The sequence below is a fragment of the Desulfovibrio cuneatus DSM 11391 genome, assembly GCF_000430005.1.
Lineage (GTDB): Bacteria > Desulfobacterota > Desulfovibrionia > Desulfovibrionales > Desulfovibrionaceae > Frigididesulfovibrio > Frigididesulfovibrio cuneatus.
Genome location: NZ_AUCY01000030.1, coordinates 19,034 through 39,885, shown reverse-complemented (window position 1 = coordinate 39,885; position 20,852 = coordinate 19,034). Strand labels below are relative to the sequence as shown.

General features: G+C 54.3%; 16 protein-coding genes. 5 read left to right on the top strand and 11 right to left on the bottom strand.

From position 1 onward, the window contains the following. Window positions 1-342 precede the first annotated feature (342 nt). Together G497_RS0108840 and G497_RS0108835 are read left to right on the top strand one after the other, a co-directional pair. Entirely contained in the window at window positions 343-1,128 is a 786-nt protein-coding gene (locus tag G497_RS0108840) for a hypothetical protein (RefSeq protein WP_027187879.1), read from the top strand. A gap of 181 nt (window positions 1,129-1,309) precedes the next feature. Then, window positions 1,310-1,714: a hypothetical protein gene (locus G497_RS0108835; RefSeq protein ID WP_027187878.1), complete on the top strand. Its 405-nt coding sequence runs from the start codon at window positions 1,310-1,312 to the stop codon at window positions 1,712-1,714. Window positions 1,715-1,824: 110 nt separating this feature from the next. Here the strand turns inward: G497_RS0108835 and G497_RS0108830 are convergent, their stop codons facing one another. The 4 genes from G497_RS0108830 to G497_RS0108810 form a co-directional block, all read right to left on the bottom strand. Continuing rightward, on the bottom strand, window positions 1,825-3,729 hold the full coding sequence (locus tag G497_RS0108830) for an RHS repeat domain-containing protein (protein ID WP_027187877.1): 1,905 nt from the start codon (window positions 3,727-3,729) through the stop codon (window positions 1,825-1,827). 864 nt (window positions 3,730-4,593) lie between these two features. Further along, window positions 4,594-5,571, bottom strand: coding sequence for a GNAT family N-acetyltransferase (locus G497_RS0108825; RefSeq protein ID WP_034637323.1), 978 nt, complete (start codon window positions 5,569-5,571; stop codon window positions 4,594-4,596). Next, window positions 5,558-6,934, bottom strand: coding sequence for a DUF4910 domain-containing protein (locus G497_RS0108820; protein ID WP_027187875.1), 1,377 nt, complete (start codon window positions 6,932-6,934; stop codon window positions 5,558-5,560). The genes G497_RS0108825 and G497_RS0108820 overlap by 14 nt, the downstream gene beginning before the upstream one ends. A 231-nt stretch (window positions 6,935-7,165) precedes the next feature. Beyond that, window positions 7,166-8,092: a prenyltransferase gene (locus G497_RS0108810; RefSeq protein ID WP_027187874.1), complete on the bottom strand. Its 927-nt coding sequence runs from the start codon at window positions 8,090-8,092 to the stop codon at window positions 7,166-7,168. A gap of 371 nt (window positions 8,093-8,463) precedes the next feature. On the opposite strand from G497_RS0108810, the gene G497_RS0108800 reads away from it, so the two are divergent. After that, window positions 8,464-9,354, top strand: coding sequence for a hypothetical protein (locus tag G497_RS0108800; RefSeq protein WP_027187872.1), 891 nt, complete (start codon window positions 8,464-8,466; stop codon window positions 9,352-9,354). Between the two features lie 240 nt (window positions 9,355-9,594). Here G497_RS0108800 and G497_RS20140 read toward each other — a convergent pair whose 3' ends face one another. The 3 genes from G497_RS20140 to G497_RS0108785 all read right to left on the bottom strand — a co-directional run bounded on the left by G497_RS20140 (window position 9,595) and on the right by G497_RS0108785 (window position 11,991). After that, window positions 9,595-10,785 (bottom strand): Smr/MutS family protein, encoded by a 1,191-nt coding sequence (locus tag G497_RS20140; RefSeq protein WP_245576371.1) that lies wholly within the window; start codon window positions 10,783-10,785, stop codon window positions 9,595-9,597. 176 nt (window positions 10,786-10,961) lie between these two features. Then, window positions 10,962-11,621 (bottom strand): hydrogenase nickel incorporation protein HypB, encoded by a 660-nt coding sequence (hypB, locus tag G497_RS0108790; protein ID WP_027187871.1) that lies wholly within the window; start codon window positions 11,619-11,621, stop codon window positions 10,962-10,964. A 1-nt stretch (window position 11,622) separates the two neighbouring features. Further along, the gene (locus G497_RS0108785; RefSeq protein ID WP_245576370.1) at window positions 11,623-11,991 is read right to left on the bottom strand and encodes a hydrogenase maturation nickel metallochaperone HypA/HybF; all 369 of its coding nucleotides are present in this window, start codon (window positions 11,989-11,991) and stop codon (window positions 11,623-11,625) included. Between the two features lie 491 nt (window positions 11,992-12,482). Between G497_RS0108785 and G497_RS19190 the strand changes: the two genes are divergently transcribed. Together G497_RS19190 and G497_RS0108770 are read left to right on the top strand one after the other, a co-directional pair. Continuing rightward, complete coding sequence (locus G497_RS19190) at window positions 12,483-13,628, top strand: tetratricopeptide repeat protein (RefSeq protein ID WP_027187869.1); 1,146 nt, start codon at window positions 12,483-12,485, stop codon at window positions 13,626-13,628. A 271-nt stretch (window positions 13,629-13,899) separates the two neighbouring features. Beyond that, window positions 13,900-14,928, top strand: coding sequence for an AMIN domain-containing protein (locus tag G497_RS0108770; protein ID WP_027187868.1), 1,029 nt, complete (start codon window positions 13,900-13,902; stop codon window positions 14,926-14,928). Between the two features lie 222 nt (window positions 14,929-15,150). On the opposite strand, the gene G497_RS17480 is transcribed toward G497_RS0108770, so the two are convergent. From G497_RS17480 to G497_RS20355, 4 genes are all read right to left on the bottom strand, one after another. After that, window positions 15,151-16,101: a cobyric acid synthase gene (locus G497_RS17480; RefSeq protein WP_051257994.1), complete on the bottom strand. Its 951-nt coding sequence runs from the start codon at window positions 16,099-16,101 to the stop codon at window positions 15,151-15,153. Window positions 16,102-16,904: 803 nt separating this feature from the next. Beyond that, complete coding sequence (gene flgK / locus G497_RS0108755) at window positions 16,905-19,019, bottom strand: flagellar hook-associated protein FlgK (RefSeq protein ID WP_027187866.1); 2,115 nt, start codon at window positions 19,017-19,019, stop codon at window positions 16,905-16,907. Then, window positions 19,019-19,483 carry a flagellar protein FlgN gene (locus tag G497_RS0108750; RefSeq protein WP_027187865.1) on the bottom strand — a complete coding sequence of 155 codons (465 nt, stop codon included), beginning with the start codon at window positions 19,481-19,483 and terminating at the stop codon, window positions 19,019-19,021. Before G497_RS0108750 ends, flgK begins: the two co-directional genes overlap by 1 nt. A 46-nt stretch (window positions 19,484-19,529) precedes the next feature. After that, window positions 19,530-20,711, bottom strand: a complete 1,182-nt coding sequence (locus tag G497_RS20355; RefSeq protein WP_051257993.1) for a rod-binding protein — start codon at window positions 20,709-20,711, stop codon at window positions 19,530-19,532. Window positions 20,712-20,852 lie beyond the last annotated feature (141 nt).

The window sequence follows — 20,852 nt, the reverse complement described above, 5'->3', positions numbered from 1 at the left end:
CGCTCCGCTCGTGACGCCCGCAAACATATTCGCGCGGTAATTACACCGTGCCAAGCAAGGGCGAAGGGGTGCTTCTCGGTTGCTTGCTGGGGTAAATGGCTTTGCCACAAAAGGTAATAGCTACAGTATAGGAAAGCGACACCTAAACTACCGCACTCCGCATGAGTGGGCGGGCGCAGCAAAGCGCGCGTAGGGTGGGGGAGGCTCTGAAAATTACCTATAAGGTGCGGCGAAGACGCCGCGATAGCCCAATTCCTTACCCATTGCCAGCGCCCTGGCCTTCATATATAGTCATATGTATATTTGCTCGTTGCCCTGCACCGCCAACTATCCGGGGGCCATATGCGCCGCATGTTGTTCAGTCTGTTCCTCTTTGCTGGTGTGCTGCTTTGCAGCCACCCTGCGCTGACTGCGGGTTCCGCGAAACATAATGCCAATAGCACCCAAAACGCTGCCCCTGTACCCCCGGCTCCGGGGGATATCGTGGCGGAGTTTGTTTCGTGTTATTCTGGGCAAGGAAGTGTTTCTTGTGTTTTCTCAGAACCTGATGGTAATAATTTTAATATTCTCTTATGCTATGATGACGACAAAGAAGGCTTGTGCGGAGAAATAGGAATATCTCGTTCTACTTTCAATCCCTATGACGCCAATGCATGGGAAATGAATCTTGGCAGGCAGTTTATTATTACTCCTGAAAAAATGATAGTAGAAGAAGAACAAGAAAAAAATGGTATTTCTCACATGCGATGGCTACGTCCCAGCGCTATTCGGCTTGACACCCGCCCCGGAGTGCCCCGCAACACGCGAGTTTTGCCCTACCAAACCCTGGAAGGTACTGTGGAATGCGTGAGAGACCCCTATTTTTCAATGTACTTTATAGATGCAAAGAACAAGCGGTATGCATTGCATGGAAAAATGGGCTTTGGATCGAATGGTCCTTTTTCAAGGATGTTTTGTCCCAATGAACCCGGTTATAGAGACGATGGCAGGCATGGTCCTTACCGTTTTCAAGGTGATGTTATCTATGATGAAGAGGAGCCGGAAATTCCTTCGTTTGAAGCAGTAAGCCCCGCCTGGAAGAAATACAAAAAAGGTGGCTGGAAAGAAGTGCCGCCCCCTGATTGGTAGAAACAAGGGCAGCAGGAAAAGATTTTAGGCTGCTGCTTTTGCACCTCAACTAATTGGATAAAGGTACCATGCCATCAAAACAAAGCCAACTGTCAGATCAAGTCTGAACTACTACTGTTCATTGCAAATGTTTTAATTTTTCTGTATCATTTTCTATATACCTTTTCGCACGGAGCCTTCCATGTTGGTTGAATTTCTTGTTCGCCTTGCCATAAGCATACTGTTATTGGTGTACCTTGCTTATTCTGGTTTTTTCAAGCAGGTTTCTGTGCGGCGTTTTGCTTTGATGGTGGTAGCGTTTTTTATCGTGTGCTTCGGTTTAGAAACATTTTTCATTAATAGTAGCTTATATCTTTTAATAGATGATCTATTTGAAGTCCCAGAAATTCAATTCGCTCCCCTCAACTTAGTGGCACTTATTTTAGCGATAGCTTTTTCTACTGTCTTTCTCCATCATAACCGTGCAACGAAATGGAATTTCTTATTTTCTTTTACACTTTTTTTGTTCATATCATCCTTCGTATTTTCAATTACAGGCGTATTTTTTCTCATTGCCGCTTACAACGCCCTGGGAATAAGGTTGTAATCCACCCCACACATACAACATATGGATAAAATAGCTAATGTTGCACTATGCAAGGTGGAATTGTACTAGTAATGAGACTCGCTGGGAACTATGCGTTACCCCTTTGCACATTAATCAACTTCTAGTTTTTCTCCCCTCCTTTCTGCAATTCTCTTTGCCCTTGCAACGATATCATCAACATAATCCTGGCAATTATAATGCGTAATACCGTACCTTGCTTCAGACTGAAGGCCTTCATCTATACCATGGAAGATCGCCCCCGTTCTTGCAGGTGTACTTCTTTCCTGGTTATGTTCCTTTCTTCTCCCAAGTTCCTCTTGCCATTCCTGCTCAAGTGCATCTTTCGCAGCTTCAATAAACTCGGCCTTGTACTTGTTGCCGTCGTAGTATTCATACTTTTTCAGTTGATCTTTTGTATCCTCAAAGGGAGTAACCCCATTGTTATTACCCGTCAGCCCAAAATTTATTCCGTCATTTTTTATGAGCTGGCGATGCTGGAATTTATTATCTCCCTCGCCATACCAATTTCCTATAGCAACTGAATCTAAAGGCCGTTTTCCAATAACATAGTACTTATCCTTTTCATCTTTGACTTCAACCCCGTTCACTTCTTTTACTTTGTCCCCAACACGTTGTGTGCTTCCCTTTTGGGAAGGCGCACTTGATGCGCCCTTATCTTCACCCCCTTGGGCAACACTATTGCCAATGCCCTTTCCAGATTGAGAGTTTGCATCAGCCTCCGTACTCTTGTTAGAACCTTGTCCGCCTCCACTCCCATCCTTAAAAGTAAACTTGCCCACATCGTCCCGTGGGTGCAGGTTTTCATTCCACTGCTGTGTCGCCAACCCCTGCGGGTCAATGCAACTTACGGGGTCATCTACGCAGTAGTCGTACAAATCGGCATCGCCGCGCAGGTCGCGGGCAGGGTCTTGGGCGGTGAAGCGTCCGGTTTGCGGGTCGTAGTCGCGGTAGCCGAAGCGCACGAAGCCCGTGTGTTCATCCACCAGGCCGCCCGCAAAGCCTAGGGGGAAGGACAATTCCGGGAAGGAGTCATGCAGGACATTGCCAAAGCTGTCGTAGGTGATTTCCTTCACCATGCGGCCGTCTTCCGTGCTCAAGGTGCGGATGCTGCCCACCTGGTCGGCCCCGATGTGCAGGAACAGGGAGTCTGTGGCCCCTTGTGCTTGGAACATTGGTGAATAATAATCCAGATTACCGCACTGGAAGCGTTCACGTATGAATGCCGCCCCGGTACCGCTGATATGCACCCCGGCGGGCACACGGTTTCCCTTGTACTGGAATGTGTAGCGGGTGTCCTGCATCACGTCGTAGTATTCGTACAGTTGCAGCGGACTGTGCCAGCGATATTCCCCCACCAGCCGCCCCGACACGTGAATGCGCTCCGGCAGCAGGCTTTGCCCATATTCGTAGCGCACCTCAAACCCGGAAGGCAGGGTGACGCTGTCCAGCCGAGTGTCGTCGCCGTAGCTGAAATAGGTGTTTTTGCCGTTTTCCTGCCTGCCCCGCAGAGTGCCGGAGGCGGTGTAGTAAAAGCGGGTGGAGTTTACTTCCACCAGTTGCCCCTCGTAATTGTAGGCAAACCGCCGCTGCCCACCCATATGCCGCAGGGAACGGGGCACGCAGTCTGCAATGCGTTGGCCTTGGGCGTTGTATGTGTATTCTTCCGTCACCTTACCGTTGCAGCGCACCGTGGCAAGGTGCCCGGCAACGTCATAGGTATACTCCCAGCGGGTACTTTCATTGGGGGTGTGTTCTTCCTTGGCTTCTATCTTGCCAAGGTGGTTGGTGGTGCAACGCATGCGGAATGCGCTGGCACTGGAACCTGCCTGCGGTGAACCAAGCAGCGACTGGCGCGGCGCAGTGTCTTGCCAGCCTGCCGCTTGCGGAGGCATGAAGCTTGAAACTCCGGAAAGAAGGGTGCCGGAACTGCTGGCATTACCATTGTTACCAAACACAATTTCACGTAAAAAATCTTCTGTGCTCATGGGGTGCATTTACTGCCTCCTGCCATAGGAGAATACGATTGCGCCGCCCATTCACAACGAATACGCGGTAGCAATTTTTCTCATAGCAGAAGGCAGGGGTTGTGGTAAGGCTTGGTTGCAGGCTTATGACATAGTGATGAGAATAGCGTAATGGAGTTCTGAAGAATCTTTGGGGTAGTTTTGTGTGGTGTGCCTTCCCCTAATCTACACGCTCCACCATTCCCCAAAAATCAAAACAATCTCGCGGCGTCTTCGCCGCACCTTACAGATAATTCTTCGCGCCACCCCCATCCCACGCGCGCTTTGTTGCGCCCGCCCACTCATGCGAAGTGCGGTTGTTGAGTTGCCGCTTCCCTTCTCAGTGGCGCTTACCTTTTGTGGCACAACAGATTATTCTGGCAAGTAACCGATAAGCGCCCCTTCGCCTTCGCTTGGCACGGTGTACTCTCCGCGCGAATATATTTGTGCAGCGTACGAGTCTTCGAGTGAGCGGAACAAATCTACTGAGCGCGGGCCGTAGCCTAGCGGGGTCTTGGGGCAGAGCCCCAAGGGTGTGGGGTTGTTAGGGGGCCGCACAAGGGCCCCCTGACCCAAGCGGAGCGGGAGAATAAAGAGAAAAGAGGAATGGTGTGGCGCTTGCGCCGCAAAAATTTTGCCTAACCCCCTAAGAATACTGGATCCCCGCCTGCGCGGGGATGACGGTGCTTAGGCCATGGCTGCGGCACGCCGCACAAACTACACGCTATCATATTGAAAATACTGGACCCCTGCCTTTGCAGGGACGACGGCGGCTGGGGTGGCGGCTGGGGCGGCGGCACGCCGCACAAAACTACGCAATACCAACTCTCCAAACCTACGGCAGCGGCCACACCGCTACTTCAACCCCAACTCATAATAAACCCTCATACTCGCCCCAAAACTCAACTTGAACCACCCGCGTTTGGGGCTATTCACCCCTTCCAGGTCCACCTCTTGCACCCCATCTTTCGCCAGCGCAGTAAACGCCTCCCACAGCACGGCAGAACCGCAATGGCTCTCCCGCAGGGCCGGGTCACTTGCGCCGAACAGGTAGTAAGCCCGGTACTGGTCAAGCGCCATAACCGCCATGCTGCCAATTTCCCCTTGGGCGGTGCGGGAAACAAACATGCGGGCCAGCCCCGCTGCCCCAAGGGCGGTAATAAGGCGCTCCATGGCAGCGCATTCCGTTGCGGGCACCTCAATGCCCTGGCGGCCCATGGTTTTAGCGTAGTATTGCGTAAACTGTTCTGGCAGAAACGCTTCTTCTGTCTGCACGCCCTTTTTTTCGGCATAGCGCACTTCCTGCCGCCGGGCAGAAGAGCACTGGGCAAACAGGTCGCTGGCATCACGCGGGGTGGTAGCCAGTTCAGCAATGGGCACCTCGGCAGTATACCGCACGTCTGGCTGGTAATGCAGGCCTTCTTCCCCATAATTATGCCATAAAAAAGCCCGAATGTCCGTAACACCAGGGGAAAGGGCCAGTTCCACTTCACGGTACAGGGTGGGCAACCCCTGGGCAACAGCAGCGCACAGTTCAAAGCGCTCGGAATTGATTTGCGCCCTGTTTTGCTTGTGGGCAATATTGGGGAACAATACGCCGCCATAAATCATAAAGGGGTGCAGCACGGCGTTTTCGCCATTAGCAGATTCCGCCACCACCAGCCCGCCCCGTACTTCCTGCTTTTTATACAGGTAGTACAGGCCAACACGACCTTCAAGGGCTTCAAGGTAGGCCCGGTGAGAAAACACGGTGGCATTGGGGGAGGCAGCCACCAGCTTGTCCCATTGGGCATCAAGTTGGGCTTTTTCCAGCCTGTGGTTATTTGTGTTCATAACGGCCTGCCGCAAGGGCATTGTTTTTTTTCACATGAGGGAAGGCACATTTACGGAGCAACCCCTTCCCTTCCAGAAACGCTGCCATGTCGCGCAGCTCTTGCAGGGAAAGGTTGGCCTGTTTGGCAATTTCCGGCAAGGCTGTTGCGCCGTCGCACAGCATGAGCAACCATAAAATGGAATCCAACTGGGCACCAGTATTTGTTCCTGGCATCATGCCGCCGCCTGCGCTGGGGTATAACCCACGGGGGGAAAGCATGGTTTCGCACTGCGGGTTCACATTTTCATAAAACACGTCGTCTTCCAGCAGTTCCAGCGCCCGCAGGTGCATACGCAGGGTGGTGCATAAATGCTCTGGCGAAATAAAGTCCAGGGTATCCAATGAGGTATGGTACTCCGGGTATTCGTAGTATTTGTCTTTGGTAATGGAGGCCGTATTTATGCGAAAACCTGGGCTGGAATACTGGCGCTCGTCACTGCCATGGGGGTCAAAGGGGTAGCGCAGCACAGGCTGTTCAAATTCACGCAGCACAGTTTCCACAACGCGGTTAATGCGGTGCTCCCCATGTATGCTGCCCTTGAAGCCCCACGGGCCGCGCCCTGCCACACAGGTAATAACAAACCCGCAATCCAGGGCCTGCATGGCGGCTTCGTTATGGGCGCAATAGGCAACCGCCCCAATGGTTTCCGGCACAAACACAATGCGGTAGGAATATTTGTTTTTGCGGGCCAGCAGTTCTTTGGCCAGAAAAGCCGTCAGTACCACACCGCTCAGGTTGTCGTTGGCTAGGGAGGGGTGGCAAAAATAGGTGGAAAGCAACACTTCCTGCGAGGTTTCCCCCGGAATAAGCAGCTCGCCCACGCTGAGGGAACCCGCTTCCAGCGCTGTATCAATGGTCACAGTAAACCGCGCTTCCGGGCCATAAGGCGCAAAGCGCTCCTCAAACTGCTTGCGGCTCAGGCAAAAGCCCCAATCTTCCTTATAATAGGAAGTGCGGTAAGGAATGGCTTCTGGCGCATTGTCCAGCCAGTGCAGGTGGGGGCGCAGCTCTTCCAGGCTGAACTGGCCTGCCACAGGGGCGCTATACCCCACAAGGTGCAGGTTATTCTCGGCAAAATCTATCAGCACACGGCCATCCGGCCCCTTTACAGAGCCTGCCTTGGGCTTCCATTCCTTGGGAATGACCCAGTCATACACCTGGGTGCCGCTGGGGTATTCATGCACCGTAAGGGGAATAAGGCGCTGCAAGCGGGCCAGCGTTTCCCGGTTGCCGGGGCCGGTAAGGCTGCGGCACAAAGGGAAAAGCTCTTGTAGCAATACAGAGACTGACGCAGCACTGGTGTTCAGGGGAGATGCAGACATGGGCCTTCCTTAGGAATACAAAAAATACAGCAAGAAACAGGCTGGAAGTATAATACCCCCACGCTATTTGCAAGGGCATTTATTCAGGGGAATGCCGTTTTTTGGGAACTTGGCTGTGCTACCCGCTGAATAACAAAAGCAAGCATAAAAACCGTGAAGCGGCAAGGCGCATGTGGGTGTACTCGGATACAATGGCCTTGCGGTTCACCAATGCCATGCCATCAGCGTTTCCTAGCGGAACAACACACTTAGGATAAGGGAAACCCCACACAGCAAGTACATTTTACGCACCAAGTGCCCGTGGGCGTCCAGGCTGAGCCAGTGGCCCCCGTTGCTACGCACACGGCGCATCAGAATAATGTGCAGGGGCACACTGCCTGCCACCCCTACAAGCACAGGCCACCCCGCAGCACCTGTAACCCACAGGCGTAGCAAAAGCCCCCACACCACAGGCCACCACACCAAAAGCACCCCCACGGCAAGGCGCGGCCCCAGCACGTTGGCAAGGGTATGCTTGCCAGCGGCTTTGTCTGTTTCCATTTCCGGCAGGCTTTGGTAATATAAAATACCTGCCACCATAAGGCCCACAGGCATGGCAAGGTTGACAATGCGGGCGTCAAACACACCAGTGAAGGCGTAATAGGTGCCCCCGGCCATGGCAAGGCCCATGTTGGCAAACACCATCACTTCACCCATGGCCCGGTGCCCATACCGCAAGGGCGGGGCCACATAAAAATAGCTGGAAAACATGGCAAACAAAGCCACCCACCACAAGCGCGGCAACCCAAAATAACTTACCCCCACAGCCGTGCACGCCACCGTGCCGCCATACAGCAGCACCAGGGCCACGGCCAGGGCACGCGGGGTAATTTTGCCCTGCTGAATAACGCGGGAGCCACCAATGGTATCCCCAGTATCCACCCCCAGCAAGTGGTCAAACAGATCGTTGGCAAGGTTGGCGGCAAGGTGCTGCAACAGGCAAATAAGCATAATACCCAAAAGCCCGGCCACATCCCACCTGCCAAAATCTTTCCCTGCCGCCACAAACCCCAACAGCACAGGAATAAGGGTGGCTATGTAAAACGGGGGGCGGGCTGCCTGCCACCAGGCTTGCAACATTTGCTTGCGGGGCGAAGCAGCGGTGTGTGATGTGTGCATGGGTTCTCCTGCAATACAATTCCAGCAAATTCAAAGCGTGCTACTGCCTGCGCATTCCTTATGCAAGCAGCAGGCGCACAGCACCATAACAGCCAAGCCCTGTGGCTTTCAACCACGAATTAGCAGGAAACAGGTACGGTGCCGGCCCATAAACACAACATTGGCTTGCAGCGCCACGCGCAAACGGCAACATACAGCATGGGCAACTACGCAAAAGCTTGCTGCACAAAGCACAAAAAAACTTTGTACTGGCCTGAAAATAAAGATCGTTATTGCCTTGCAGGCATATTGCTTTCCCCACCAAACATACTATAATGGAGGGGCTGGGGTTTTCCCCTGCACGACGTATACAAAAAAGCATGGAGCTTTTTATGCGACACACCCCTTCCGGGCCTGTAATATGCCTTCTGCTTGCAGGTATGTTCCTGCAAGGTTGTTCAGGTTATGGCACATCAGGCCGTTATTCCGTTGGCGCTTCATACAGCGGCGGCTCCTACCGTGCCCCCACCCCGGTGTATTACGACACCCCCTACGACAAGGCCTGGGTGGTGTATGTGCATGAGCGTAACAGACGCCTTGACCTTGAGCGCCTGGCCTTTGCGGCAGAACGCGACCGCCTTATTCGTGAACGCATGGTCTGGGAAGCCAGGGAAGAAGCCCGCCTGCGGGAGATGCGCCAACGCCACGAACGGGAAGAACAACACAACCGCCACGATGACAGGCGTGATGACCGCCGTGACAACAACTGGCACGATGACCGCAGAGACAACGGAAGAGACAACGGAAGAGACGACAGAAGAGACGACAGAAGAGACGACAGAAGAGACGACAGAAGAGACGACAGAAGAGACGACAGAAGAGAACAAGAAAATCGCTTCAACAACGAACACAGAGGCAATTACGGCAGAACTGAAGACCGCAGAGAAGAATACCGCCGCCCAAGCGAGGATCAAAGCCAAAGCGTACAAGAACAGCAACGTCGCACTGCCTATGAACAGCAACGCCAGCAAAGCGAAGAACGCCAACGTATGCAGCAGCGCCAACAAGGCGAAGAGCACCAGCGTATGCAGCAGCGGCAGGAATATGAGCAGCGCCAGCCAGGCGAACAACGCCAACGCATGCAGCCGCAAGAAACAAGCCGCACAAGCCAGCCACAGCCAGTAAGGGAGAGGAAACGGCCTGAGGACATCCAGCAAAGTAGCCCGCAAAGCGAGGGGCAAGATTCAGGGCGCTCCCACCGTGGCCGGGGCGGTAATAGGTAGCGTTACAGGGTAGCTTTGCTGCCCGCGCATCTCCACGAAGCCCGAGCGGAGAAAATAAAGTAACGCCGCCAAACGTAAACAATGCGCGTTTTCGTAGAGAGTGTTTACACGAGATGATTTTTTATCCTCTACCAAGGAAGATGAGTCGTGTATGAAGGAGTGTACTCTTTGGTACATGACTGAAATACACGATGAAATCTGACGCAGGAAGAGATAAAAAGGCACTCGTGTAGACACTCTCTAGCAGTCGATGAAATCATCGTGGGCCGGTAACCTCTCCCACATAATTTTGCCACGGGATTTTTTGAACTTGCGCAGCAACACGTACACAGCCCCTGGGCCACCATCCCCCGGTTTTGCTGTGCAAAAAGCCAGTACCACCCGTTTGAAGGGTTCCCGCGTGAGCCAGCATTGCAACTGGGGGCGCAGCACCCCCACCCCATCCGGAGAATTTTTCCCCCGCCCGGTAATAACAAGCACACACCGCAAGTTGCGCTGGTAGGCATTTTTCATAAAAAACAGCAGGGAATCATAGGCTTGCTGGGCATTTTGTCCATGCAGGTCCACATGCGCTTCCGGGCTAAAAGCACCAGCCCGCAGCTTTTCTACCACAATAGGGTCTGTGCCCTTTACATAGCCTTCCAAATATTCCCCTGTGTTGGCCAGGGTAAACTCCACTTTGCCTGCCAATAAATCTGCCAGAACAAAGGCGGCGGCTTTTTCCGTAGCCGCACCCCCTTTTTTACCAGCAACAGCATGCACCTGCCTGCCACGGGTGGTGACCGGGGCAACCCCCTGCATGGCTTTGCTGAACAAAGAATCTTCTTCAGTACTCATACGCTCTTCACCGCCTGCCTCCCTGGCCCACAAGGCACTTTCGGCCTGCTGCCCGAAAACACCTGTACCCCGCGCAAAAGGTTGCTGCCCAAGGGGTACACCTTGCTGTTCTTTTTTGCCCTGGGCCTTGGCACCTTGTTCTTGCCCAAAGGCAACAAGGGGGGTGAGTGGTTGCCCAAAACGGCTCGTAGCAGCAAGAAACAACCGCTCTTCTTCACCCATGCCTGCCTCGGCAGGGGCAGCCCTGCCTGCTCTGTTCTTTTTGCCCGCATGGGGCCGCTGGGGGGGGGAATGCTTGGCATGTTTGTGCCCGGCAGGGGTTACCGCAGCCATGGCAGCCAAAAATAAAGAAGCTTCAGCAGGGTCTGTGCCCTCTGTAAAGGCAGCGTTTCTCCCATTGCCTGTGCCCGTGTTTTCTGGAACAGTGCGCGGTGGCACGCCATTTTTGCCTGAACTGGGTGTTTTTGCAGGGCTGGCAAGACATGCGTGGCTGCCTGTGCCGGGTTGTTTGCCGTGCCGCGCCTCCTTAGAGTGCGCCCTGGCTTCCCCAAGGGCGACAAAAGAATGGAAGGTCTGCTCTTTTTTCTTACTCATGCCCGTACCAAAACACTCAGTTGCATTAGTATTCGTCCATTTCCCGCTGTACCACGGCCCTGCCGCAAATGCAGCAGGTCACAGTGTATAAAAAAGGCCCCCTTCGGAATAAACCGGAAGCGGCCTTGGAGAAAACATTTCAAACAGTGGTGCCCCAACTTCGTATGTAGCTAAGGCTATGCCTGTTTTTTAGCGGCACGCTCCGCCCGCAACCACGCATACCAGGGGTCCAGCCCTTCGCCACTGCGGCAGGAAACAGGAAACACCCCAAGCGCTGCATTCAACTGGCGGGCAAAGCGTGTGGCCCGCTGCACATCAAAATCCACATACGGCAACAGGTCTACCTTGTTCAGCACCATTACCTTGGCAAGATTGAACAGCAGGGGGTATTTTTCCGGCTTGTCATCCCCTTCGGCAACACTTAACAAGGCAACTTTGTGGTCTTCACCGCAGTCAAATTCCACGGGGCACACCAGGTTGCCCACATTTTCTATAAATAGAATATCGAGGTTTGCCAGATCAAAAGGAGCCAGGTGGTCACGCACCATGCGGCTGTCCAGGTGGCACCCACCATTGGTATTAATTTGCACGGCCTGCGCCCCGGTGGCTGCCACCCGGCGGGCATCGTTATCCGTTTGCAGGTCGCCCTCAATAACTGCCATGCGGAATTCGCCGCGCAGGTCGGTAAGGGTGCGCTCCAGCAACGAAGTTTTACCCGCACCAGGGGAGCTGATAAGGTTAAGAACCAGAAGCCCTTTGTGGGCAAAAAGTTCTTTCAGCTCTGCGGCAACACTTTCATTGGATTCCAGCAAATTGCGCGTAACGGCTATTTCCATCCTACATCACCTCAATGCTGTCTAGGTAAAGTTCTTTGCCCCGCAGCACACTATGGCCAAAATCTTCACCACACTGCGGGCAGGGGCTGAACACCGCAAGGCGGGCTTCCCCTGGTTCAAATTCACACCCGCACCCAATGCACCGGAGCAAGGGGGGAATGGGTTGCATGGTCACCTTGGCCCCGGCCAGGGGAGTGCCTTCCGTCAGGGCCATAACGGCAAATTCCAACGATTCCGGCACAACATTGGCAAGAAGCCCGTAGCAGACCCGTACTTCAATAAGGCGGGTTGCTCCGTGCTTTTCCATTTCCTGCCGCAGCATTTCAAGCAGGTTTGAGGCAAGGGACATTTCATGCATGGAAAAGAGCATATGCCAAAATCACCTTGCTGCCAACAACCAAAAATGCCCTGCCAGAGAGGAATGCAAATTGCATGTTTTCTGCACAGAAAGAAATATTTGCCGTAATACTGAACGCTAAAGGCGCATGGCATAATGCACTTTTCCATGAAAGGCCTGTGCCATTTTCCCCGGTTACCCTGCACGATGCTACTGGAAATAATCTTTATTCTCATGTAGAGTCAGTGCTGTCCGGCCAATAAGCCGGGGAGCACTAAGGCAATTTTGCTTGCAAATTTGCCCCGCAGAGCGTGTTGTTCGCCATTATACTCACCTTTTTTTGTTTTGTGTTTGGCAAAACACTTACTCAAGAAGATAAAGATAGCCGGGCAGTATTACTATAATGTATGAATAGCACACATACTGCCACTCCCCCGGCTGTGCCTACTTTACTGCTCGCAGCCCACACACCGGGGGAGGGCAAGTGCACATTTCGTCCGGAATGTTCCGGCAAAGGAATGCCCATGGAATCTGCTAAATTTATCGGTACGTTTCTTGCCCTTCCCCTGGCAACAGACTTTGGGCTTTCCCTGGCCCAACCCAACACCCTGTGGCAAGCGTGGCAACGGGCAGACGGTACGTTCTGGATTAATGGCCTGGACAATGCCGGCCTGCAAACAAACGCAAATTATACTATTCCAGGGGAATTGCTCCATAGTGCGTTTAACGCCCTGCCCCAGGCTACCACAGCACGGCCCAAGCTTTCTGCTCATTCTTCCACCTTGCTGCAACACTGGTTTAAACGGCGCACCCAGGCCAGCGGCACCACACTGCACCAGTTGGCCACCCCCAGCCTGCCCGATGAAGACGGACCAAAGAGAACTGCCAAGGCAGCCCAGGCCAGCATGGCTCAAGACAACTCCCTTCAGGACATGCCCCAGGACTATGCCATGGAAGTGCATAGCCATATTGGGTATGAAAGTGACGAGTCCGGCTTTGCAGACCCTGGCTTTATTGCCCCAATACAAATGCAGCCCCAGCCCCAGTTACCGGAGCAGCCGCAAATGCAGTTCCAGGGCCAGCCGCAACCGCAGTTTATTATGGACAACACCTGCTTTGAACCTGGGCAGCCTGCCCAAAGCGCCTTTCCCCAGCCCCCGGTGCCTGCTGTTCCCGTGGACATGACAGCGCACCTTGCGCCTTCCGCCCAGGGTGCCCAGTTTACCACACCTGTTTCCAGCCCGGTTCCTGCCGCCAAAAGCCCCCTGGACAACTTGAATGAAGGCCGCCGAAAGGTTATTGAACAGGCCATGCGCCAGGAATTTACCCTGCTGCTTGACCATATGAGCAATGAACAAAATGCCATGACCCTGCGGGACATGGAAGAACTCATTCGCCGTCAAATTCCCAACTCATGGCAAATGAAGTATATGTTTTCAGAGTTTGGCCTTGCCCTGCGCAAGGAACAGCAGCACCAACTGGCCCTTTTGTGCCACCAGCGGGCACTGGAATGTTCACCCAACGACGCCAACGTGCTGTTTAACCTGGCCCGCACAGAAGTGGAACTGGGTGCCATGGCGGCTGCCAGAATGCACCTTGCCCAGGCCCTGGAAGCGGCTCCGGACTTCACCGCTGCCAAGAATTTTCTTGCCTTTCTTTCTTCGCGATAACACGAGATTTTGCCGCACCATAGCTTAGGAAACACTGATTAAATACCATTGTGGAAACGCGTAGTTATTTTGTTTGGCAAGGCGCGAGCTTTTTTTGAAGCAGGAGTGACAATTCCGCAGGAAAGCGGAATTGGGAACTGCCTGCAAGGCGGGAGCCGAAGGCCGAGGCCCAGGACGGGCCGAGTCAACTCTTCTGTCCTCGACTGTTTCAGAAAAAGTAATGCAACGCCGCCAAACGGAATAAATAAGCGTTTCCCTAACTGAGGATGTCATGAACAAAGGAATTACACTGCTCATTCTGCTTGTCTTGTTAAGTGCCATGGGCATTGTTTTTTATGGCAATATGGAAGCAGAACAACCCGCGCCCGTTGCCCTGCGGCAACAGTTGCCACAACCCCCGCGCGAACCGCAGATTGAAAACCTTCCCATGCCACCTGCCCCAACCGCCCCTGTGGTGGTTACAGGCGAACAACCACGCAAAACCCAGGTTACACCGCCGCAGCGCACCACAGAAACGTCCCTTGCCTCGCAGGCTGTGCTGCCAGCCAAGCGCAACGCCACAGTACCTTCCACTGTGCCAACGCTACCGCAAGCGGTGCCTGCAAACCGCAGCCAGGCCCCGGCACCACAACTGCAATCCAGTTCCCAGCCCATGGCCCAAGTGGGCACACAAGCTGGTTCCCAGGCAGACACACAGGCAGCCCCTTCTGTTGCAGCGCCCCAGGAACAACCCGTTGCCAAACCAGCTGGCACAGTAGCCACCCCGGCCCTGCCGCAAATTCCCCCCACAGCAGTGCAGCCGAACACCCAGGCGAACAAAACCACCACGGCAGCCACAACGGCAACGCCGCCCAAAGCACCTGAGGCCACCCCGGCAAAACCAGTGAAGGCTGAACCCCCTGCCCCCAAAGAAGAACCTGTGAAAAAGGCTGAAGCCCCCAAAAAGGAAACGCCCTTTACGGTGGATGAAGCATCCCTTTCCGCCACAGCTACCCACACCATGGGGGGCATTCGGGTAGAAAAAAACGGCAAAGGATTTGTGGTGCGCATTACCAGCACTGACTCCACCTTCCCTTTCAAGGTCTCTCAGTTGCCTGGCCCAGACAGACTTATTATTGACCTGCCCGGCACGTGGAAAAAGGCGTCAGCCCCGGAAGTGCCAGGGGGCCTTGTTGCCACTGGTTCACGCCTTGGCAACCACCCCACAGGCATACGCATTGTGTTTGACCTGACGCGGCCTGTGAAGGTTTCTTCCCGCACCCGGCCCAATGCCACCACAGTGGAGCTTGTGCTGGAATAGCCTCCTGCGAGCCTGCTGCGCGTTTCCAAAACGCCCCGTAGTCCGTGCTTCCCAACGCAGTTGCCACAGAAAAAACCACCTTGTTCTGAAAAACAGAGCAAGGTGGTTTTTTGCAGCGTAATAAGTGCTTTTTGTGACTTAGGCCATGTTGCGGTCTGCCTACGCAGAACGAAACATGATGAAAAAAGTAGGCAACCGTAGTGTTGCAATGGTCTTTACCTGTTATTTAGTCTCCACACACTCACCTCGGGCGAGCTTGTCCAGCACCCCGGGGGCAAACGCGGCTTCCACCCCATCTGCCAAACGCTCCAGGGCTGCGTCATACCGGGCAGCCAGTTGGGCAAAACTTGTCCCCTGCCCCCCGGCATGTTCTTGTGCCGATTCCGTCGTATCAATGTGCCCCTGCAACACAGCCCCCCTGGCATTTGCCCCAAGGCTCAGGGAATCTTCCTCGGGCAGGCCTTCCACATTCAGGGCAGGCACCACTGCCATAAACGGCACCCCGGTGCGCTGGGTAATGTCCTGGTTAGCCGGGGCAAGCAGGGCCGCATCCCCCCGGAATTTGTTCAGCACAAACCCGGCAATGCGCCCCCGGTCTGCTTCCGGCACCAGCAGCCACGTGCCATAAAGGTGGGCATACACCCCGCCCCGGTCAATGTCGCCCACCAGCAGCACCTTGGCCCCGGCAAAACGGGCCATGCGCATGTTCACAATATCGTTGGCTTGCAGGTTAATCTCTGCCGGGCTGCCTGCCCCTTCCAGTAGCATCAGGTCAACGTCACGGGCCAGGCTTGTATACGCTTCGGCCACGTGGGAAAAAATAGCTTCCTTCTGCCGGGTATACTCACCAAAGGGCATAACCCCATGGCTACGCCCCTGCACCACCACCTCAGACCCCTGGGAGCCACGGGGCAGCAGCAACACAGGGTTCATGGCTGTGCTGGGGGGCCTGCCCGCGGCAATGCCCTGTAACACCTGGGCCCCGCTCATGCGTAGGCCGCCGGGCAGTTCGCAGGCAAAGGTGGTCATGTTCTGGGCTTTGAACGGGGCAACGCGCAAGCCTTTTCGGGTATAAATGCGGCATAACGCGGCTGTTAACAGTGACTTGCCCGCATTGGACGAGGTGCCTTGCACCATAATGGCAGGGGGAAATTGTTTCATGGGGGGGAGCATACCCCTACCTTTCCACCAGGGCAAGGGAAACGCGCAGGAGCGGAGAAGGGCTTGGGGAGGGATGGTGCTTCTGGAAGGCAGAGGGAAAACTAGCCTTTTTCGCGCAGGCTTCGTTGTGCGGCAGTTTTGCTGCAAGGCAGACCGTGAGGTCAGCCCCTTGCAAAAATACCGTACGCCTTGCCTGCACAAAAAATTCTATCATTTCCCCTTTGCCCTCCAGAGAATCCCCCCGGCAAGCCGCGAAGCGCGGCCCTTGCCGGGATTTAGGGTGGCTTCGCAGGGGAACACATAAGCAGAGCCTTTGCCCTGTGTATTGTTAGATCGAAGAGAAGGAAAATGGGCGACGCTTCGCCGCACCTTACAGATAATTCTTCGAGCCGCCCCCAGCCCATGCGCGCTTTGCTGCGCCCGCCCACTCATGCAACGTGCAGTCGTTTCTCTTCCACTCCCTCAAGAATGTAGCGATTACTTTTTGTGGCACAGCCATTTATTACAACAAGTAACTCCATAGCGGAATGGTGCGGCGCACGCGCCGCAAAAACCAAGCGAAGGCGGCTACGCCGCCGAAGCATCTCCCCAACGCCCGAGTGGAGAAAGGAAAACGCTCCCCCGGTAACCGGAGGAGCGTTTATGCTACAAATGATGTGTTGCCCATTACGAATTGAATGGCATTTGGGAAACGCTCAGTTTTTCGTTTGGCAAGGCGCGAACTTTTTTTGAAGCAGGAGTGGACTCTTCCGTCCTCGACTGTTTCAAAAAAAATGAAGCAACGCAGCCAAACGGAATAACTCAGCGTTTCCCTGTTACTGTTTGAGGCCAAGAATCGTCTGAATCATCTGGTCTGCCGTGGTAATAAGCTTGGCGGCCGCCTTGTAGGAAGCCTGAAACTTAATGAGGTTACTCATTTCCTCATCCAGGCTCACACCGGAAATTTCTTCCCGGCGCTGGGCCAGTTCATTAGCCATGGCCCCAGTGGTGTTGGCAAGAAAGCCCACGCCCGCAGTGTCTGCCCCTATTTTTGTGACCAGGGTGCCGTAAAATTCGGAAAACGTTTGCTTAACCTTGCTGCCACTGCCGTTGGTAAAGTCCACAACCTTGGTCAAAAGGCCTGCAATTTCCGTGGCAATCTGGTTGTCGCCGGGGTTAATTTCCCCTGCGCCGTTCACCCTGGCAGCATTGATCATGCTGGGGTCTTTCACCAGTTCGTCACGCACCCGCATGTCGGAAGGGCCGTCACCCACAAAGTAGGCATTAATGCCCAGGGCGGCGGCAAGGCCAGACGTATCAGCAGTAATACCAAACTGGGTGCCGGGCTTGGCGCTAAGTTGCAAGCGGTTGTCCACAATGCTGGCTGTTAAGTGGGCCGAGGCAGGCCCGGTGTTAATGGCACTCACCACGTCTTCCAGGGAATGCTGGCTGGGGTCAAAGTTGTCTGGTGAAAATGCCTGGATGCCGGGGTACGCGGTAATGGGTTTGCCCGTGGTGCTGTCGTAAACCGAAAAGGTCACGTTGCCAGACTGCAATTTGTCAAACCACTGGGAACCGGAACTGCGCGAACCCAAAGGAATGTCCACACGGGGCACCTGGAATTCGCCCAAGGCGTTGGTAAGGGGCTTTAAGCCAGCACCCTGGCTGTGAATGCGGTTCACTTCCCAGGTCATGCTGTTGCCAAGGGAGGCCAGTGTGTCGCGGTATTGCCCAATACGGTGGTCACGAAACTCCTGGTATGCGGCCAGCGTCCCACCCGTAATGCGTGAAGCGTTTTCCTGGCCATCCTGAAAAATCTGGGTGGAAATGTTCACCGGGCCAGCCGTGGGTGTTACCCAATACACATCCGTTTTGGGGGTCACCACAAAGCGGTCGCCCGTTTGCAACTGGTTTGTTCCTGTAAAGAACAGTTGCAGGTCTTTTACCTTAGCGCTATGGGCTTCATCGGTGGCATCCACCAGCAGGTCATTGCCATAGTCGTCCTTCATCCAGCTGCGGCCACCGTCCAGGGAAACACGGTATTTTGCTGTGCCCGCAGGGGCAGGAACAGCCCCGGTGGAGTCAATGTTCCCACCCTGCACTACATCAAGGGTATATTCATAGCCATCTTTTCCTGTAAAGCCAGCAGTGCCGTTGTAGGTGGAACCAATGCTCAGGTTATTTTCCACACGCGGGGGCTTCATGGTAAGGGAAAAGGGAATATCATCTTGTACCAGACGCATACCAGCAGAGGTAGTTACCTGAAAATGCCCGGCCCCATCGTCTTGAACACGAATATCAATGATTTCGGCAAGGGAGCGTACTTTCCTGTCGCGTTCATCCATCAATGAGTTGGGGTTATTCTGCCCTGGCACAGCGTGGGCGTTAATTTCCCGGTTCAGGCGGGCAATATCCTGCATAAGGGAGTTAGCCTTGTCCACTTCCTGGGCAATCATGCCGGTAAGCTGTTCTTCCAGTTCACCAAGGTAATTGTCTGTATTGCGCAAAATGGTGGCCATGTCTTGCGACTTGCCTGTAAGGGCTGTGCGGGCTGCAAGGCTGTCTGGGGTTTGGGCAACGGTGCTCCAGGCCTTGAACATCTGGCTGATGGCGTCGGCAATGCCTGCGGTGTTAGATTCGTTAAACGCCGTTTCCACCGTGCGCAGCATACTATATTGTTCATTATAGCGGCTTTGCAGGGTTGATTTTTCAAGGTAGGCACTTTCTACAAAGCGGTCAAAGGCACGAATGATTTGCCTTGCCTCCACCCCTTGGCCCACCTGGCCCGGGCGGTAGTCAATGGAATAGCTTTCGCGCAGGTCAACACTTTGGCGGGAATACCCCACCGTGTTGACGTTGGAAATGTTGTTGCCTGTGGTTTGAATGGCAGCCTGCGAGGCAAAAAGAGCCCCGTTACCCATGTTCAGCAAAGAGTTTACACCAAGAGCCATTAGAGCCTCCCTGAAATGAGGGCAGCTGTAGGTCTGGCTTGGTACAGCTTGCCGCCTGCCCCGTACACATCTGTGCACAGCGGGTTAATTTTTTCGTGTAAAAAGTCGAGCAATGCCTGCCCCTGGTCATACAAAGCAAGAGAAAGTTCTGCGTTACGCCCGGCATTACGGGCACAGCGCTGTTCCAATGAATCTATCAGGTAATACAGGCGGCGCACCGCTTCGCCTTCATCTTCCGGCAACATGCTGGCATATTCCAGCAAGCGGGTGCCCTGCATGGTGTCTTTCAAGGTAATTCGTTCCCTGGCAATTTGCCGCAGCAGCTCATGAATGGAAAATTCCAGGCTGGTAATGCCTTCTGCGTCGCGGTCTTGCAGCAGCATAAATTCTTCATCCAGCAAGCTTTCCAATACACCAAGGGCTTTAAACTGACGGTGCAGGTTATCGTGTATCAAGCTGTACATGGTTTCTTCCTTTATTCATTATGGTGCAGGGGCGGGGGACGCGTGTTTACCGTGTCGGAACACTGGCCACCATAGCAGTTTTAATAGCGGCTTCCGGGTTCAACGCCATTTCGCCACGCTTTATTTCAAAAAACAGAGGGGCAGTTTTTTCCCCTTCTGCGATAAATCCTGGGTTTGCCGTTACCCTTGCAAAAGGTGTTCCAGCGGCTACAGCGTCGCCCACCTTCAAGTCATTTCCCTGGACGTTGCCATAAAAACTCATGAACCCATCGGCGTGTTCAAGCACAATGGAATCGCCATATTCGCCGCGTTCACCCACATACACTACCCGGCCCGGCAGGCAGGGGGTTATGGCGTCGCCAGGGTTGACAGCAATGCTCACCCCAGGGTTCCAGCGGCGCTTGCCGCTGGGGTCGTCTTGCCAGCCAAAGCGGCCAGTAATTTGCCCTTCATAAGGCCACGCAGCTTCCTGGGGTAAAAGGCCGCGCGGTGTTTTTTTGGCATTCAGCACACCCTCAGGCAGGGCTGCGGCGGGGCCTTCCGTTGCAAACAGGCCTTCCCCCACTTCTGCCCGCAGGGCGGCAATGGCGTTTGCCACCACCCCGGAAATAGCCGCCATGGGCCCTTGCCCTGCGCCAGCTTCTTCCTGCGCCACGGCTTCCCCTTCCGGCTTTGGGTTTTGGGCCAGGGGTTCTTGCCCGGCATTAGGGGCCTCACCTTCTGCTTCAGGGGTATAGGTAGAGTAAAGGTTTTCCTGCGTCAATTTTTCGACAACGGGTTGTGCTGCCGCTTCAAGCTCTTGTGGGGGCGCGGCAGGTACTTGCACACCATGCAGGGGTTGCTTGTTGTCCATGGCCCCAGGGCTTGTGCCGCGGGCGGCGTTGGTTGCCCGGCTGGAAAGCTGCTGGTACAGCACTTCAGCAAGGCCAATGCCCCCGGCAGAAGCCATTTTCTTGGAAAGCTCCACATCAAACATAGACTGGTAGGTTTCCTCATCTTTGCTGTGCAGGTAGCCTTCTTTAGGCACGTTCTTGCGCATTTGTTCCCACATGCGCTGAATGAAAATACTTTCAAACCCTTCGCATGCATCACGCAACTTGCCATCTTTATCTTTGCTGTTGCCCATGCGGTTGCGCAGGTCGTCCATGGCCATTTTACGGTGCACCAGGTCCAGTTGGGCACTCTGGTCCATTGCAGCACGCGGGTCTACGGGGGCAGAAGTTGTCATATCAAAGCCTCATATGTTGAAACATTGCGTTCAGTATCTTCACCGCACAGGGGTACCTTCATAGTGCCTGTGGGCATTTTTTCTTGAAAGGAAACACTGCTTCAAGAGCCTTTTGGAAACGCGCAGTTATTTCGTTTGGCA